Source organism: Tistrella mobilis (assembly GCF_041468085.1).
Lineage (GTDB): Bacteria > Pseudomonadota > Alphaproteobacteria > Tistrellales > Tistrellaceae > Tistrella > Tistrella mobilis_A.
The window spans coordinates 42394-57697 of the sequence record NZ_CP121014.1 but is presented as its reverse complement, the minus strand read 5'-3'; the positions used below and the strand labels follow the sequence as shown (position 1 = coordinate 57697).

The window sequence follows — 15304 nt, the reverse complement described above, 5'->3', positions numbered from 1 at the left end:
GTCAGCGGGCGCCGAGATGCGCCTCCAGCGCCGCCACGAACAGGCGGACCTTGGGTGGCACGAAGCGGGTGGTGGGGTGGATCGCCCAGATGGTCAGCGGCTCGGGCGCGCCGTCTTCAAGCGCGACGACCCGAAGCCGGCCGGCCGCGAGGTCGTCGCGGACATTCCAGTCGGCGATGATGGTGAGGCCCAGCCCGTCGATACAGGCCTCCTGCAGGGCATCGATCGAGGTGGCGGTAAAGCGGCCGCGCACCCGCTGGCGAAGCGGGCCCGCGGGCCCCGTAAAGGACCAGTGGCCGGTGCCGGGTGTGGTGAGGCAGTCATGATCCGCAAGCTCCGCCACCCGGCGCGGCGTGCCGCGGAGGGCCAGATAGGCGGGTGAGGCGACCAGCAGCCGCGGATTGGGCGCCACCCGCCGGGCGATCAGGGTGCTGTCGCGCAGAGGCGCGATGCGGATCGCGAGATCCAGCCCGTGGGCCACGATGTCGACGACCGCATCGCTCGTCACCAGCTCCACCTCCAGCGCCGGATTGTCGCGCAGGAAGCCGCCCATCATCGGCGCCACCACCTTGCGCGCAAAAGGCACCGAACAGGTGACGCGCAGCCGGCCCGCGGCCCCCGCCGCGGCCGGCCGTACCGCCGCCCGGCCGTCCACGGCCGTTTCCAGAAGGGTCTGGGCGTAGGGGAAGAAGGCCTCGCCTTCGGGTGTGAGGGCCAGCGCACGGGTGGTGCGGTGGATCAGCCGCACGCCGAGTTCATCTTCCAGCGCCGCCAGCCGGCGCGAGGCGACCATCGGGCCGATACCCAGCCGGCGGGCGGCCCCCGCCAGGCTGCCGGCCGCCACCGCCTCTGCCAGCACCGCGACGTCGTTCAGATCGATCATATCATTTTCCGATAGGCAGGCTGATCAGATGCAGTCAGTACCGCGGATCTTGAGGGTAGGCCAGAGTCCGGGGGCCAACAAGATGCGAGGCGATCATGACCGCAGGAACCGCAGCCGGCACACCCGGCAACGCCGCACCGACCGCCGGGATGGGCCGGGGCCTGACTTTCACCATGGCGGCTGCAACCGGAATTGCCGCAGCTAACATCTATTACAACCAACCATTGCTGGGGTTGATCGGCCAGGACCTGCCCGGCGCCGCCACGGCGCTGGTGCCCACCGCCACCCAGCTGGGCTATGCCGCGGGGCTGTTCCTGCTGGTGCCGCTGGGCGATCTGGTGGAGCGGCGGCGGCTGATCACCCTGCAGTTCCTGGCACTTGCCCTGGCCCTGGCGGGGGCGGCGCTGGCGCCGGACGCGCTGATGCTGGTGGCGGCGTCGTTCGCGATCGGCCTTGCCGCCACCGTCGCCCAGCAGATCGTGCCCTTCGCGGCCCATCTGGCGGCGCCCGCGCGCCGGGGGGCGGTGGTCGGCACGGTGATGTCGGGGCTGCTGACCGGCATCCTGCTCAGCCGCACGCTGGCGGGTTTCGTCGGCAGCCATGCCGGCTGGCGCGACATGTTCTGGCTGGGCGTGCCGCTGGCGCTCGGCACCGCGGCCCTGCTCGCCTGGCGCCTGCCCCATGCCCCGGCCCGGCCAGCCGGCGGCCTGACCTGGGCTGCGTCGCTCCGCTCTCTCGCCGGGCTCTGGCGAGCGCATGGCGCGCTGCGCCGGGCGGCGGTGACCCAGGCGCTGCTCTTCGCCGCCTTCTCGGTGTTCTGGACGGTGCTTGCCTTCCGGTTGCAGGATCCGCGCTTCGGCCTGGGGGCGGATGCCGCCGGCGCCTTCGGCCTGGTCGGCATGGCCGGCGTGCTGGCCGCGCCCCTCGCCGGCCGCATCGCCGACCGCCGCGGCCCCGACCGGGTGATCCTGGCCGGCGCCCTCGGCACCCTCGCCGCCTGGGCGATCTTCGGCGCCTGGACCAGCCTCGCCGGCATGATCATCGGGGTCGTGGTGCTCGACTTCGCCGTCCAGGCGGCCCTGATCTCGAACCAGCACGTGATCTTCGCCCTCGCCCCCGAGGCCCGCGCCCGGATCAACACCCTGTTCATGGGCGCCATGTTCCTGGGCGGCGCCACCGGCTCCGCCACAGCCACAGCGGCCTGGCAGGCGGGCGGGTGGACGGCCGTCACCATTCTGGGCGCGGGGTTTGCGGCGATGGCGAGTGTGACCCGTTTGTATAGACAGATAGCGATCCGCCACTCTCACCGTTAGGTAACAATTATGCTGCCCGAACGACGGCGGGTAGTACCTCAATCGAAGGTGTCACCAATTCAAGGCGTTGGTACAAAGGCTGGTCGTCAATTCGGAATACTTTCTTTCCAGGTCGCGCAAATCCTTGAATCTCCATAGTATAGTAATGCACACCTCCAGGATCTATGGCGACTCCAGGTGTAGTTTCAGTGAAATATATATCGTTCTTATTTTCTTGATCAATACACGAAAATGTAAAAGATCCGCTTTGACTATCTCTTGTATTGTTTTTGATAATGACAGTCAATACGTTGTTTACGTAAGGAAATCGATCAGATGATGCGTACCATAAGGTATATCCTCCTTCAATGCTGTCTGATAATTTCTTCGGACCTAAGAGTTTTGCCGTTTTTGTGTAGGCCTCCGCCGAAACACCCAGACGTTCAGCCTCCCTATTCAATACATTCTCAGACATCCACGCCATGCCCTGTTCTATGGCGTAGTCAAATAAGCTCTCGACAATGAAATCACGAGCTACACGTATTATAGATCTGTTTTTTTCTGCCGTAAAAATGGAAGCCAGAAACGAATGCCCGAAGATATTTCCCAGATGAGTTACAGATGCACAGCCCGTCATGCCCAGAACTGGCAACGCCGACATGATACCTATTGTCGCTTCCCTTCTTGTAATATTTGTCATGTTACATCTCCATTCATCGGGAGCACGGAACAATGGCGATGGACGAGGTTTGTCGTACAAAACAAATCTTACTTACCGTTTGGTTCATTGTATTCAAGGCTTCCCATGCATTTCTATTGTCCATCTGAAGTTGCCCCACGGCAACTTCAAGAGAATTGATACGCCTCTCCAAATTTTGTGTATTGTTGTATGCTGGATTGTACGTCACAGGCTGAGATCTGTCCGCGCATGCTGACAAAATGACACTTAAGGGGAGTACCACTTTTAAAAGAGAGAGGCCACTACGTGCATGGATACTTAACATGATGATGCTCCACCTCCATCTCGTCAGAGGGCGCATGGATATGTGCCCCAACTGACGCAACCCACCTGAGTTCTATTTTGTTTGTCCGACATCAGCAAATTTCAACCCATAAATATAAATTATAGTTTCCTCATATACACGTGACCGATTGCCTTTGCCCGCTTGCTCAACAGCGCCCGCACGAAGGCCCGCCAGCGACCACCCGCAGGCTTGGCCCATCTGGCAAATCAGCAGAGCGCATTGCGGGCAATTCTATTCGCTCGTCACCCCTCGTCCGGATCGGCAAACTCCGCCGCGATGTCGCGGAAGCGGTCGGCGATGGTCAGGAAGGCGTCGACGATGTCGGGGTCGAAATGGGTGCCGCGGCCCTGGGTGATGATGTCGACCGCGGTGTCGTGGGAATAGGCGGGCTTGTAGATCCGCCGGCAGATCAGCGCGTCATAGACATCGGCCACCGCCATCAGCCGGCCCGAGAGCGGGATGGCGTCGCCGGCCAGGCCGCGGGGGTAGCCGCTGCCGTCCCATTTTTCGTGATGGGTATGGGCGATCTCGCGGGCGTAGCGGAGGAAGGAATTGCCATTGCCCGAGCCGATGCGGGCCTCGGCGGCGGCGATGGCGGCGCGGCCGTATTCGGCGTGCTGCTTCATCACCTCGAATTCCTCGGGCGTCAGCCGGCCGGGCTTGAGCAGGATGGCATCGGGCACGCCGACCTTGCCGATATCGTGCAGCGGGGCGGATTTGTAGAGCAGGTCGATGGTGGCATCGTCGAGTTCCGCGCGAAAGCGGGGATGGTCCCTGAGGGCCAGCGCCAGTTCGCGGACATAGGTCTGGGTGCGGCGGATATGGTTGCCGGTCTCGTTGTCGCGGGTCTCGGCCAGCGAGGCGAGCGAGAAGATGGTCAGGTCGCGGACCAGGGCCAGTTCACGCGTACGCTCTTCCACCCGCCGCTCCAGCTCGGCATTCTGGCGCGCGAGCCGGGCATTGGCTTCCCTGAGCGCCAGATGGGTGCGCACCCGGGCCCGCACGATCTCGGGCGAGAACGGTTTGGTGATGAAATCGACCCCGCCGGCCGCGAAGCCCGCGCGCTCGTCGCGCTCGTCGTGAAGCGCGGTCAGGAAGATGACCGGAATGTCGGCGGTGGCCGGATCGGCCTTCAGCCGCCGGCAGACCTCGTAACCGTCCATGCCCGGCATCATCACGTCCATCAGCACCAGATCGGGCCGGCCTTCCGCCGCGGCGGCGATCTCCAGCGCCTTGGCGCCGCCGGTGGCGATGCGGGTGCGGTAATCGTCCTTCAGCACCGCGTTGACGATGGTGAGATTGGACGGGGTGTCGTCCACCAGCAGAATGGTCTTGCGGTCGGTCATTCGTCCGCCTCCATGGCCCCGGCGATCAGTGTGCCGGCGATCAGGGTATCGGCGATCAGGGTACCGGCCCCGTCGAAATCGAAGGCATCGATCCGCCCGCCCAGCGCCGCCAGCATGGCCGGGGGCAGGATCGCGGCAAGCGTGCCGCGCTCGGCCTCGAACAGGTCGACGGCGGCGCCGTCGCTGTCGCGCAGCAGGGCCGCCAGCCGTGCAAGCGCGTCGCGCGCCCGGGCGGCGGCGGCGGCATCGACCGGCGGCGGCGGATCCGGCTCGACATCCTCCAGCCCCGCCAGGGGCCGGATCACCTCGGCCGCGGCATCGAAGGCCGCTTCGAGGGCTGCGATCGCCGCCTGGGCGTCGGCATCCGGATGCTTCAGCGCCGCCTCGACCCCACCCGCGGCGGCGGCAAGGGCCGTGATGCCCAGATTGCCGGCCACACCGGCCAGAGCATGGGCGATCATCCGCGCCTCTGCCGCATCGCCACGCCCGAGGGCGGTGCGGATCCGGCCCGCGGCATCGGCATGATCCGCCAGCAGGCGCAACAGCAGGTCGCGATAGAGCCGGGCATTGCCGGCCAGGCGGCGGATTGCCACCTCCACCTCGATGCCGGCAAGCGGCGGCAGGGCCGCGAGATCGCGCGGCGCCGGCAGAACCGGCAGCAGACCCGCCAGATCGGCGCCAGGGCGGACGAAACCCGCCACCACCGCCATCAGCCGCTCCGGATCGACCGGCTTGGTGACGCAGTCGTTCATGCCGGCCTCCAGGCAGCGCCGGCGTTCCTCGGCCAGGGCATGGGCGGTCATCGCCACGATCGGCAGATCCGCCAGGCCGGGGGTCGCCCGGATCGCCCGCGTCGCCTCGTAGCCGTCCATCACCGGCATCTGCAGATCCATCAGCACCAGATCGTGCACCGGCGGCCGCGGCCCCGCCACCAGCCGGTCGAGCGCCGCCCGGCCGTCGGTTTCGACATCGACGGCCAGCCCCGCGGCCTCCAGCAGTTCCAGCGCCACCTGCTGGTTCAAGGCGTTGTCTTCGACCAGCAGCACCCGCCCGCCGCGCAGATCCGGCAGGAACCGGGTGGTCGCGGCGCGAAGATCGTCACCGCTGCCGTCGTCGAAGACGTGCATGATGGTGTCGAACAGGGTGGAGGCGTTGAAGGGCTTGCCCAGCACCGCCCGGATGCCCGCCGCCTCGGCCGCCTGGCGGAGATCGTCGCGCCCGAAGGCGGTGATCATCACGATCGGCGGCACCGGCGCGCCCGCTTCGGCCGCCGCCTGGCCGATCAATCCGGCGGTGGCGAGCCCGTCGAGCCCGGCCCCCAGCCGCCAGTCGAGCAGGACCAGGCCATAGGGATCTTCCACCTCGCGGCCGCGGGCGAGCGCCTCCAGCCCCGCCTCGCCCGAGGGCACCGCCACCACCCGGAAGGCCATGCCTTCCAGCATGCCGGTCAAAACCTGGCGGGCGAGCGGGTTGTCGTCGATCACCAGCACATGCAGGCCGCGCAGATCCGGACGCGCCGTGATCTGCGACCAGCGGGCGCGGCTGCGACCGAAGGCGGCATCGAAGGTGAAGACACTGCCGGCACCCGGCGTGCTTTCCACCGTCACCTCGCCATCCATCATCCGGACCAGGCGGCGGCTGATGCTGAGACCGAGCCCGGTCCCGCCATAGCGCCGGGTGATGGAGCCGTCGGCTTGGGTGAAAGGTTCGAACAGACGGGCCATCTGGTCCTGCGTCATGCCGATGCCGGTGTCGCGCACCGCGAAACGCAGACGGTGCCCGTCCTCGCCGGAGGACACCAGCCGCACCGAAACCACCACCTCGCCGGCCTCGGTGAACTTGACCGCATTGCCGGCCAGGTTGATCAGCACCTGCCCCAGCCTGAGCGGATCCCCCAGCAGCGTGCCCGGCACGTCGGGCGCCACGTCGAAGATGAATTCCAGCCGTTTCTCTTCGGCGCGGTGGCCGATGACGGTGGCGAGATTGCCCAGCACGTCGTCGAGGCGGAAATCCACCGCCTCCAGCGCCAGCCGGCCGTTCTCGATTTTCGAGAAGTCGAGGATGTCGTTGATGATGCCGAGCAGACCGTCGGCCGCCACCTGGATCTTCTGCAGATAGTCGCGCTGACGACTGGTGAGATCGGTCTTGAGCGCCAGATGGGTCATGCCGATCACGGCATTCATCGGCGTGCGGATTTCATGGCTCATATTGGCCAGGAAGTCGCTCTTCAGCCGGCTGGCCTGTTCGGCCAGATCGCGGGCACGGGCCAGCTCGTCGGCGGCCCGGCGGCGCGGGCTGATGTCGCGCACGAAGACCACGCCATGCCAGGCGTCGTGCAGGCGGAAGGTCGACAGGCTGAATTCGACCGGCAGCTCGGTGCCGTCGGCGCGACGCGCCTCGATCTCGCGGGTCCGCGTCCAGGGCGTGTCGCCGGAATCGGCCATGGCACGGGCGGCCCCCGCCCGCAGCGCCGCCCGGTGGCGGTCGGGCGTGATCAGGTCGTGGACGCAGCGCCCCAACGCATCGGCGGCGGCATAGCCGAACAGCTGCTCCGCCGCCGGATTCCACAACAGAACATGCTCGCGGGAATCGATCATGACGATGGCATCGAAGGCCGAGGCGATGATGCCGCTGAGCGTGGCCTCGCTCGCCTCCAGCGCCTGTTCGGCCCGCACCCGGTCGGTGACGTCGGTCGCCACGCAGAACACCCCGTCGGCGGTAGAGGGCGAGCGGACGACATTGACCGAGCGGCCATCCGGCAGGGTGAGGAACGCCGTCAGCGTGCCGGAACTGGGGGCGCCGAGAAAGGTATCCCAGCGCCTGCGGGCGGTCGCTTCCGGATCGTCGGTCGGACCATAGACCCCTTCGGCGGCGAAACGACGGACGACATCCATCATCGGCATGCCTGGCCGGGCAATATCGCCGGGCACGCCGAACAGGGGGGCAAACCCCGGATTGACGAAACGCAACCGGCCATCTGGCCCGATCAGATAAACGGCGCCCGGCAGCAGATCCAGGATCATCCGCAGCCGCGCCGTGGCCTCGGCGCTCACCTCTTCCGCACGCGCCCGCTCGGCAACCTCCGCCTTCAGGCGCCGGTTCCAGATGCCGAAGATCGCGAGCGCAGCCAGAATGGCGGCGACAGGCGGCAGGATCCAGGGCAGCACGACCGACAGGTCCAGCCGCTGTTCGAACTGCCCTTCCTGCCAGCGGGCGGTGATGGCGTTGAGCGTGGCGGTGTCGAGATCGGCCCCGGTCACGCGCAGAATGCCGGCCAGCATGTGGTTGTCCGCCAGCACCGCCAGACCGAAAGCGATGTCGGAACTGCCCGCAAGGCCGGTCAGCTTCAGATTGCCGAGACCCAGCCGCCGGATTTCCCAGCTCGCCACCGCAAGCTCCACCGCCGCAACATCCGCCGTGCCGCCGGCAACCGCCTTCAGTGCCACTTCGGCGGTGGGCCAGCGGGTCACCGCCAGCCCCGGTGCGGCATCTTTGAGGGCGGCCTCCACCGCACTGCCGTCGACCACTGCGACCCGCCGCCCGAACAGATCGCCCGCCGCCTGGATCGGGGTGGTTTCGATCCGGTCGACCATCACCCAGGGGGTGCGGGCATAAGCGGCCGGGAAGACGATGCCGTCTTCCACCTCTCGCAGATGGCCGAGGCTCGCCACCGCATCGACCCGTCCTTCATACAGCAGGCGGCGCGCTTCAGCCGGGCTGTCGGCCGGCACGAGATCGATGGTGAAACCGGCGGCGGTGGCAAGATGGTCCAGCACGTCGGCGGCGATACCGGCATGGCGGCCATTGCGATCGATGAAGCCCAGGGGCGCGGTGGCACGGGTGGCCGCCACCGTCAGCACCCGATGGCGGGCGATCCAGTCGGCCTGACGATCATCCAGACGCGGCTGCGCCGCATCCAGCATGCCGACCGCCACCGAAGACAGCCAGTGGCCGCGGATCTCCCGATGCTGTTCTGGCGTCAGTGCGCGGATGCCCGCGGACAGAATATCGGCCAGCGGCGGCAGGTTGCGGGTGACGGCGATTGAAAGCGCGCCGGTGGCGAGATCGGTCACGGCCCCGATCTGCAGCCCGTCCAGGCCCCGCTCCCGGATCGTCCAGCTGGCCGAGGCCATTTCCCCCACATAGGCGGCGGCCTGGCCCGAGGCGACCATGTCGAGCGCCGCGGCGGTATCGGCGACCAGAGCGAGCCGGATGGCGGGATAGCCGGCGGCGATGTGCTCGGTCGTCGCATAGCCGCGCTCCATGGCGACGGTTTCGCCCGCCAGTTCGTCGAGAGAGGCCGGCGGCAGCCGGTCGCGCGGGGAGACGATCACCGCCCGGCTGGTGACATAGGCGGTGGTAAAGCTCATCGCCGCCTCACGCGTGGGCGTGCGATTCATGCTGGCCAGCGCGTCGATCCTCCCGGCGCTGAGCGCGGCGATGGCCGCATTCCAGTCGGGGAAGCGGACCTCGCGGATCCGCGCGCCCACCGCCCGGGTGATGGCGGCGACGTAATCGGCGCTCATCCCCTCCCAGCTGCCATCGGCGGTCACCCGGTCATAGGGTGGCCAGCCGGCCTCCACCACCCCAAAGGTGACCGGGCCGTAAGCGGCGAGCCAGGCCTCCTGCGCCGCATCCAGAACCGGCCGCCCTGCCCCCGGTTCCGCCTCAACAGCATGCCCCTGCCGCCCGATCACACAGAGCAGCACGACCAGAAGGCTGAAGATCAGGCCCCGGACGGACACGCCGATGCTCCGCAGGTCACTACACATTGGCCATCATGTGACCGGGCCCGGGCGATGGAAAGGGGAATTCGCATGCCCCCGCCCCGGCTGCGGCCGGATCGGCGCGCATGAGCTGCAATTTGCATCTATGATGCAATGACTGTCGGCCACCAACGGAAAGACCCTGCCATGCCATCCATCACCCGGTCCGCCCCCCTTCCGGGCGCCATCGCGCTTCTGCTCGCGGGCCTTGCGGCCATGCCGGCGCAGGCGCAGGACGGCGCCGCCCGCTACCACTCGATCTTCACCATCAACGACCGGCCGCAGGCGGTGCTGCTGACGCTGGGCCAGACGCCGGCCGCAGAGAACCGGCTACGCCTGGCCTTCGGCGCGCCCCGGAACTGCATCATTGATTTCGAGCACACGGACGCCCGGGACGGGGGGCGCAATTTCACCGCCCGCCAGGCCTCGCCGGGAAGCTGGTGCGAACGTCAGCTGGGAGAGATGGCCGAAATCCGCATCCTTGCGATCGACGACAGCGAAATCACCTATGAATTCAAGACCGCGCGCAGCCGGGCCGAACGACATGTCGGGATGAAATAGCCCGCCCCGCGGCTCAGGCGCCAGCGGTTCAGGCGCCCGCGGTTCAGGCAGTCTTGAGCACGCTCGGCGGAATGGCGGCGATGAAGTCGGTCAGATTGTCACCCAGCAAAGTGACATGATCGCGCATCGCCGCCTGGGCACCGGCGGAATCGGCGGCGAGGATCGCGTTCAGCACCCGCTCGTGCTCGTCCAGCGTCGCCGTCATCCGGCCGGGCAGGAAGGTGACATAGCGGCGATAGGGGGAGACGCGGTTGCGCAGGGCGAGCGTCTGCTCGGCGATGAATTCGGAATTCGAGGCGTCGTAGATCGCCTCGTGGAATTCCCGGTTGACCTCGTAGAAGGCCTCGGGCTCGTCGTCCTGGATCACCCGGACCAGGCGCTCATGGATGGCCTGAAGGTTGCGGCGCTGGGCGGCATTGGCCCGGCGGGCGGCGAAGCTGGCGCAAAGCCCCTCCAGCTCGGCCATGATCTGGAACATCTCCAGCAGCATGGAGATCGAGACCGTGGAGACGGTGGCCCCCTGGCGGGAGCGCATCTCGATCAGCCCGGCCGCGGCCAGCGCATGCAGGGCCTCGCGCACCGGGGTCCGCGAGACGTTGAAGCGCTCGGCCAGTTCCACCTCGTCCAGCCGGTCGCCGGGGCGCAGCTCGCCGCGGACGATCTGTTGCTCCAGGCTGCGGCGCAGGCTCTCCGCACGGGTTTCACTCACCACGGGCACCGTCTTGATCTTCATGGGGCTGGTCTTCTTCGCGCGGATCTGCTCTCGGGAGGGTCTGCTCCCAGGAGGGCGGGGCAGCGTCGTCCCGCGGACAATAGCGGTTTTATCCGAACCGTGCACGCAGAACCACCGGCTGGGCATGCGCGCGGGCCGGCATCGCATCAATCGGGCACGAAATTGCGCGGCCTCGCCATCACGTCGCGCACCAGGGGCTCAAAATCAGCCAGGGTCAGTGACCGGTAGTCGCGGTCGAACGCGGCCTGATCATACAGCTCGCAGAATTCGGCGGTGGCGCCGAACAGCCGGTGGTCGCGATACTTCTCCCGCGCGTCACGATCTCGCCCCAGGAAGTGCCAGTAGTAATAGCCCTGGAAGCTGCCATGATGGCGGACCATCCAGTAAAGATCCGGCGTGACATAGGGCCGCAGCATCGCCGCCCCCGCCTCGGGATGATTGGCGGGGGCGATCGCATCCCCGACATCATGGAACAGGGCTGCGAAGACATAGAGATCGTCGCGCCCGTCACGCAGCGCACGGGTGGCCGTCTGCAGGGAATGTTCAAGCCGGTCGATGGGGAAGCCCAGATGGGGCGTGGCCAGCCCCGCCAGCAGGCGCAGATACAGATCCGGCGTGCCCTGGCGGTGGCGGGCCATATGCCGCTCCTGGATCTCGTAATCCTCCGCCCGGCTCTCGCGGATGCTGCGGTAATCCGCCCGGTCATCGGGCGTGAAAGGCAGCGCCGGGCTGCCGGCGGCCGGTGGTACGTCGACCATTTCGCCATCTCCTGCATGCAGATCTGCATTTTTTGTATCGAGAAGCCAGCCATCTGTCCAGATGCCGCCCGGATTTTCCTGCCCTTTTCCTGAGCAAGTGAACCTCATTGCCTATATTTTGGGCGAAATTGGCACCATATGGCCAATTTTTATGCGACCCTCAGGTTTCTTGCATACAAGAACTCGTGGATACGCATTCGTAAAAGCCCTGGCGACATCGCGGCCTGCCGCTGATTGCGGGCAGGACTGTCATGCCGCCGTCATGGTCCGCCGCATCTGGCACGGCCGTTGCAACGCTCCGGCAGGGTGCCGCAGAGGCGGTGCCTGCATGACATGGCATGCGGCCGGGTACCGGCGACGCTTTCCGTATCCCGGGCCACAGGTCGATGCCACCGCCGCCACGCCTTCAACGGCCCCCGACGATCGAGGAGACCAGACGACATGGCTTTCGCACCCCTCTTCGCGAAAGGCGCCCGCCGGGCCGCCGTCGCCCTTGCGCTTGCGGCACCGCTGCTGGCGGCCGCGACCCTGGGCGGCACCCAGGATGCCCGGGCGGCCGAAAAGGCGTCGCTCCGGCTGAAATGGCTGCCCCAGGCGCAATTCGCCGGCTTCTACGTCGCGAAGGCCAAGGGCTTCTACCAGGCCGAAGGCATCGACCTGACCATCAATCCCGGCGGCCCCAACCTGAATGCCGAGGCGCTGGTCGCCTCGGGCGCCGACACTTTCGGGCTGACGGGCGGCGTTGAAAGCCATCTGGCGGCGGTGGACAAGGGTATGCCCCTGGTCGCCATCGGCGTTTCGCATCAGAAGACGCCCTATGCCTTCGTCACCAAGCCCGACAGCGGCATCAAGACCCTGGCGGACTTCAAGGGCAGGAAGGTTTCCACCTGGTACACCGGCGCGCAGTACACGCTGAAGGCGATGCTCGCCACCGGTGGTGTCGGCGCGGGGGATTTCACCCTGATGCCGCAGTCGGTGTCGCTGAACCCGTTCATCGACGGCGAGGTCGATGTCGCAACCGCCACGCTTTACAACGAGCTGAACACGCTGAAGGCGCGCGGCCTGACCGATCTGGTGCTGTTCCAGCCCGATGATTTCGGCATCACCGTGCAGCGCGACACGCTGGTCACCACCACGGACACCATCAAGGGCAGGCCCGAACTGGTCCAGGGCTTCCTGGCTGCCTCGCTCAAGGGCTGGAAGTATGCGCTGGAGCACAAGGCCGAGGCGATCGACATCATGATGAAGGCCGATCCCGGCATGGATCGCAAGCATCAGGAAGCGATGATCGAGGCCATCCAGGACGTGATGGTCTATGGCAAGGGCGCCAGCGACGGCCTGCTCGCGATCGACTTCGAGAGCCTGCAGAAGCAGCACGACATCCTGCTCGCCAACGGCGTGATGAAGGCCCCGGTCGATCTGAAGGCCGCTTTCGACCCCTCCTTCTGGGACAAGGTCCCGGCCGAAGACAAGAAGCTCTGAGAGCGGAAAGGCGGATGATGCCCCCCTCCTCCACCAGCACCGCGATGGCGCCCTCGTCGTCTTCCGTCGCCTCTTCCGCCGCGGCCCCGGCCGTGGCGGGAGAGAAGCCGCCGCTGCTTGAACTGGTCAATCTATGGAAGCGGTTCGGCGACGGCCCGGCGCAGGTCACCGCGGTTTCGAACGTCAACCTGAAGATCCGCGAGGGCGAGTTCGTCTGCCTGGTCGGGCCCTCGGGCTGCGGCAAATCCACCCTGTTCAACATGGTGGGCGGGCTGCTGCCGGCCGACGATGACGGCTCGATCCTGATGCATGGCCGGCCGATGGCCGATGGCGCCCTGCTCGGCAAGGTGTCGTTCATGCCGCAACGCGACCTGCTGTTCGCATGGCGCAACGTGGTCGACAACGCCATCCTGGGGCTGGAGGTGGAGGGCACGCCCAAGGCCGCAGCCCGCGCCCGGGCGCTGGACATGCTGCCGGATTTCGGCCTCAAGGGCTTTGAAAAACACTATCCCCACCAGCTGTCGGGCGGCATGCGCCAGCGGGTGGCCCTGATGCGCACCTTCCTGTTCGAGCGCGACATGATCCTGCTCGACGAGCCCTTCGGGGCGCTGGATGCCCTCACCCGGGCGATGATGCAGCGCTGGCTGCTCGACATCTGGGCGCGCTATCGCCGCACGGTGCTGTTCATCACCCACGACATCGACGAGGCGATCTTCCTGGGCGACCGGGTGGTGGTGATGACCGCCCGCCCCGGCACGATCAAATGCGACGAGGTGATCGAGCTGCCCCGCCCGCGCCATCCCGATATCGTGACCTCGCCCGAATTCATCGAGATCAAGCGCCGCCTGCTGGGCGCGATCGAGGAGGAGGCCCGCAAGAGCTTCGTCTCCACGACCGGGGGTGCGGGATGAGTGCCGCCCGGGCATCCGGCGGGCCGGCCGCGCGGGTCTGGCAGGCGGTGCGGCTGCCGATCCTGACCGTCATCGTCCTGGCCGTGCTGTGGGAGGGCGTCACCCGGATCTTCGCGGTGCCGGCCTCGTTCTTCCCGCCCTTGTCGGTGGTGCTGGCCGATGCCGCCTCGGTCTGGTCCTATCTGCTGCGCAGCACCGGCCGGACCTTCCTTGAAACCGTGCTGGGCTTTCTGACCGGATCGGCCTTCGGCATCTTCTGCGGCGTGGTCTTCGCCTATTCCCGCAATCTGGAACGGGCGCTGTTTCCGCTGTTCGTGGTGTCGCAGACCATTCCGGTCATCGCCTTCGGCGCACTGGTGATCATCTGGTTCGGCAATACCATCCTGTCGAAGGTGATCATCGCCTTCTACGTGACCTTCTTCCCCGTGACGGTGAACACCCATCGCGGCCTTCTTGGATGCGACCCGCAGAAGGTGTCGCTGATGAAGAGCTTCGGCGCCGGCGAATGGACCATCTTCCGCAAGCTGCGCTTCCCCACCGCCCTGCCGGTGATCGCGGTGGCGCTCAGGCTCGGGATCTCGCTCAGCCTGATCGGCGCGATCGTGGGCGAATGGTTCGGCGACACGGTGGGGCTGGGGGTGATGCTGATCCAGGCGATGTACACCGAAGCCGTGCCGCGGCTCTGGGCGATCATCCTCGCCTGCGGGCTGCTGGGCTCCGCCCTCTATGCGGTGGTCTCCCTGTTCGAAAGGAAGTTCATATGGTGGCGGCAGGATTGAACATCGGCGCGGTACTGCGCGAGCGGGTCCTGCCGGTGGTCCTGGGCCTGGCGGTGATCGGCGGCATCTGGGAAGGCGCGATATGGGCCTTCGACGTGAAGCCCTATGTGCTGCCCTCGCTCACCGCCATCCTGGGCGCCACCATCGACGACCTGCCGATGATGCTGACCGCCCTGCAGGCGACACTGTATGAAGCAGGCGCCGGCTATGCGCTGGGCACCGCCATCGGCGTGGCGCTGGCCATGCTGATGGTCTTCCTGCCGCCGGTCGAACGCGGACTGATGCCGGTGGTGGTGGCGATCAATTCGGTCCCGGTGGTGGCCTATACGCCGCTGGCACTGATCTGGCTGGGCATCGGCCCCGCCTCGAAGATCGCCATGGTCACGCTGGCGGTGGGTTTCGTGATCCTGGTCAACACGCTGCACGGGCTGAAGCGGCCGGAAGAGGCCTCGATCAATCTGATGCGCAGCTTCGGCGCCGGGCCGATCACCATCATGGCCAAGCTGCGGGTGCCGGCAGCCCTGCCCTCGGTGGTGAACGGGCTCAGGGTCGCGGTGGTCCGCGCGGTGCTGATCGCAATCGTGTCCGAGATGCTGGGGGCCTATGCCGGCATCGGCTGGGTGATCTTCCAGGCGACCCAGCAGGTGGATTTCCTGCTGGTCTGGGCGGGCGTGCTCACCGCATCGGTCGCCAGCATGATCCTGTACCTGCTGCTGGTCTGGATCGACCGCAAGCTGGTCTGGTGGCAGTGATTTCCTGAAAACGAGG

The 15304-nt window shown here is 66.8% G+C and carries 12 protein-coding genes; 6 read left to right on the top strand and 6 right to left on the bottom strand.

All coding sequences use genetic code 11. The features are described from left to right. Window position 1: 1 nt before the first annotated feature. A complete protein-coding gene (locus P7L68_RS00190) occupies window positions 2-883 on the bottom strand; it encodes a LysR family transcriptional regulator (protein WP_371998988.1) in 882 nt (293 codons plus the stop codon). 95 nt (window positions 884-978) lie between these two features. On the opposite strand from P7L68_RS00190, the gene P7L68_RS00185 reads away from it, so the two are divergent. Then, window positions 979-2196, top strand: coding sequence for an MFS transporter (locus tag P7L68_RS00185; protein WP_371998987.1), 1218 nt, complete (start codon window positions 979-981; stop codon window positions 2194-2196). 7 nt (window positions 2197-2203) lie between these two features. Here P7L68_RS00185 and P7L68_RS00180 read toward each other — a convergent pair whose 3' ends face one another. The 3 genes from P7L68_RS00180 to P7L68_RS00170 form a co-directional block, all read right to left on the bottom strand. Continuing rightward, window positions 2204-2875, bottom strand: a complete 672-nt coding sequence (locus P7L68_RS00180) for a hypothetical protein (RefSeq protein WP_371998986.1) — start codon at window positions 2873-2875, stop codon at window positions 2204-2206. 567 nt (window positions 2876-3442) lie between these two features. Next, complete coding sequence (locus tag P7L68_RS00175) at window positions 3443-4546, bottom strand: two-component system response regulator (protein ID WP_371998985.1); 1104 nt, start codon at window positions 4544-4546, stop codon at window positions 3443-3445. Next, window positions 4543-9291, bottom strand: a complete 4749-nt coding sequence (locus P7L68_RS00170) for a response regulator (RefSeq protein WP_371998984.1) — start codon at window positions 9289-9291, stop codon at window positions 4543-4545. The genes P7L68_RS00175 and P7L68_RS00170 overlap by 4 nt, the downstream gene beginning before the upstream one ends. 168 nt (window positions 9292-9459) lie before the next feature. Between P7L68_RS00170 and P7L68_RS00165 the strand changes: the two genes are divergently transcribed. Beyond that, on the top strand, window positions 9460-9873 hold the full coding sequence (locus P7L68_RS00165; protein ID WP_371998983.1) for a hypothetical protein: 414 nt from the start codon (window positions 9460-9462) through the stop codon (window positions 9871-9873). 43 nt (window positions 9874-9916) lie between these two features. Here the strand turns inward: P7L68_RS00165 and P7L68_RS00160 are convergent, their stop codons facing one another. Beyond that, window positions 9917-10606, bottom strand: coding sequence for a GntR family transcriptional regulator (locus tag P7L68_RS00160; protein ID WP_371998982.1), 690 nt, complete (start codon window positions 10604-10606; stop codon window positions 9917-9919). Between the two features lie 146 nt (window positions 10607-10752). Beyond that, window positions 10753-11364, bottom strand: coding sequence for an HD domain-containing protein (locus tag P7L68_RS00155; protein WP_371998981.1), 612 nt, complete (start codon window positions 11362-11364; stop codon window positions 10753-10755). A gap of 441 nt (window positions 11365-11805) precedes the next feature. On the opposite strand from P7L68_RS00155, the gene P7L68_RS00150 reads away from it, so the two are divergent. The 4 genes from P7L68_RS00150 to P7L68_RS00135 are packed head-to-tail and all read left to right on the top strand — an operon-like array spanning window position 11806 to window position 15288. After that, window positions 11806-12846 (top strand): ABC transporter substrate-binding protein, encoded by a 1041-nt coding sequence (locus tag P7L68_RS00150; RefSeq protein WP_371998980.1) that lies wholly within the window; start codon window positions 11806-11808, stop codon window positions 12844-12846. A 17-nt stretch (window positions 12847-12863) separates the two neighbouring features. Next, window positions 12864-13757: an ABC transporter ATP-binding protein gene (locus P7L68_RS00145; protein ID WP_371999248.1), complete on the top strand. Its 894-nt coding sequence runs from the start codon at window positions 12864-12866 to the stop codon at window positions 13755-13757. After that, window positions 13754-14536, top strand: a complete 783-nt coding sequence (locus P7L68_RS00140) for an ABC transporter permease (RefSeq protein WP_371998979.1) — start codon at window positions 13754-13756, stop codon at window positions 14534-14536. The genes P7L68_RS00145 and P7L68_RS00140 overlap by 4 nt, the downstream gene beginning before the upstream one ends. Then, the gene (locus P7L68_RS00135; RefSeq protein ID WP_371998978.1) at window positions 14518-15288 is read left to right on the top strand and encodes an ABC transporter permease; all 771 of its coding nucleotides are present in this window, start codon (window positions 14518-14520) and stop codon (window positions 15286-15288) included. Before P7L68_RS00140 ends, P7L68_RS00135 begins: the two co-directional genes overlap by 19 nt. Window positions 15289-15304 lie beyond the last annotated feature (16 nt).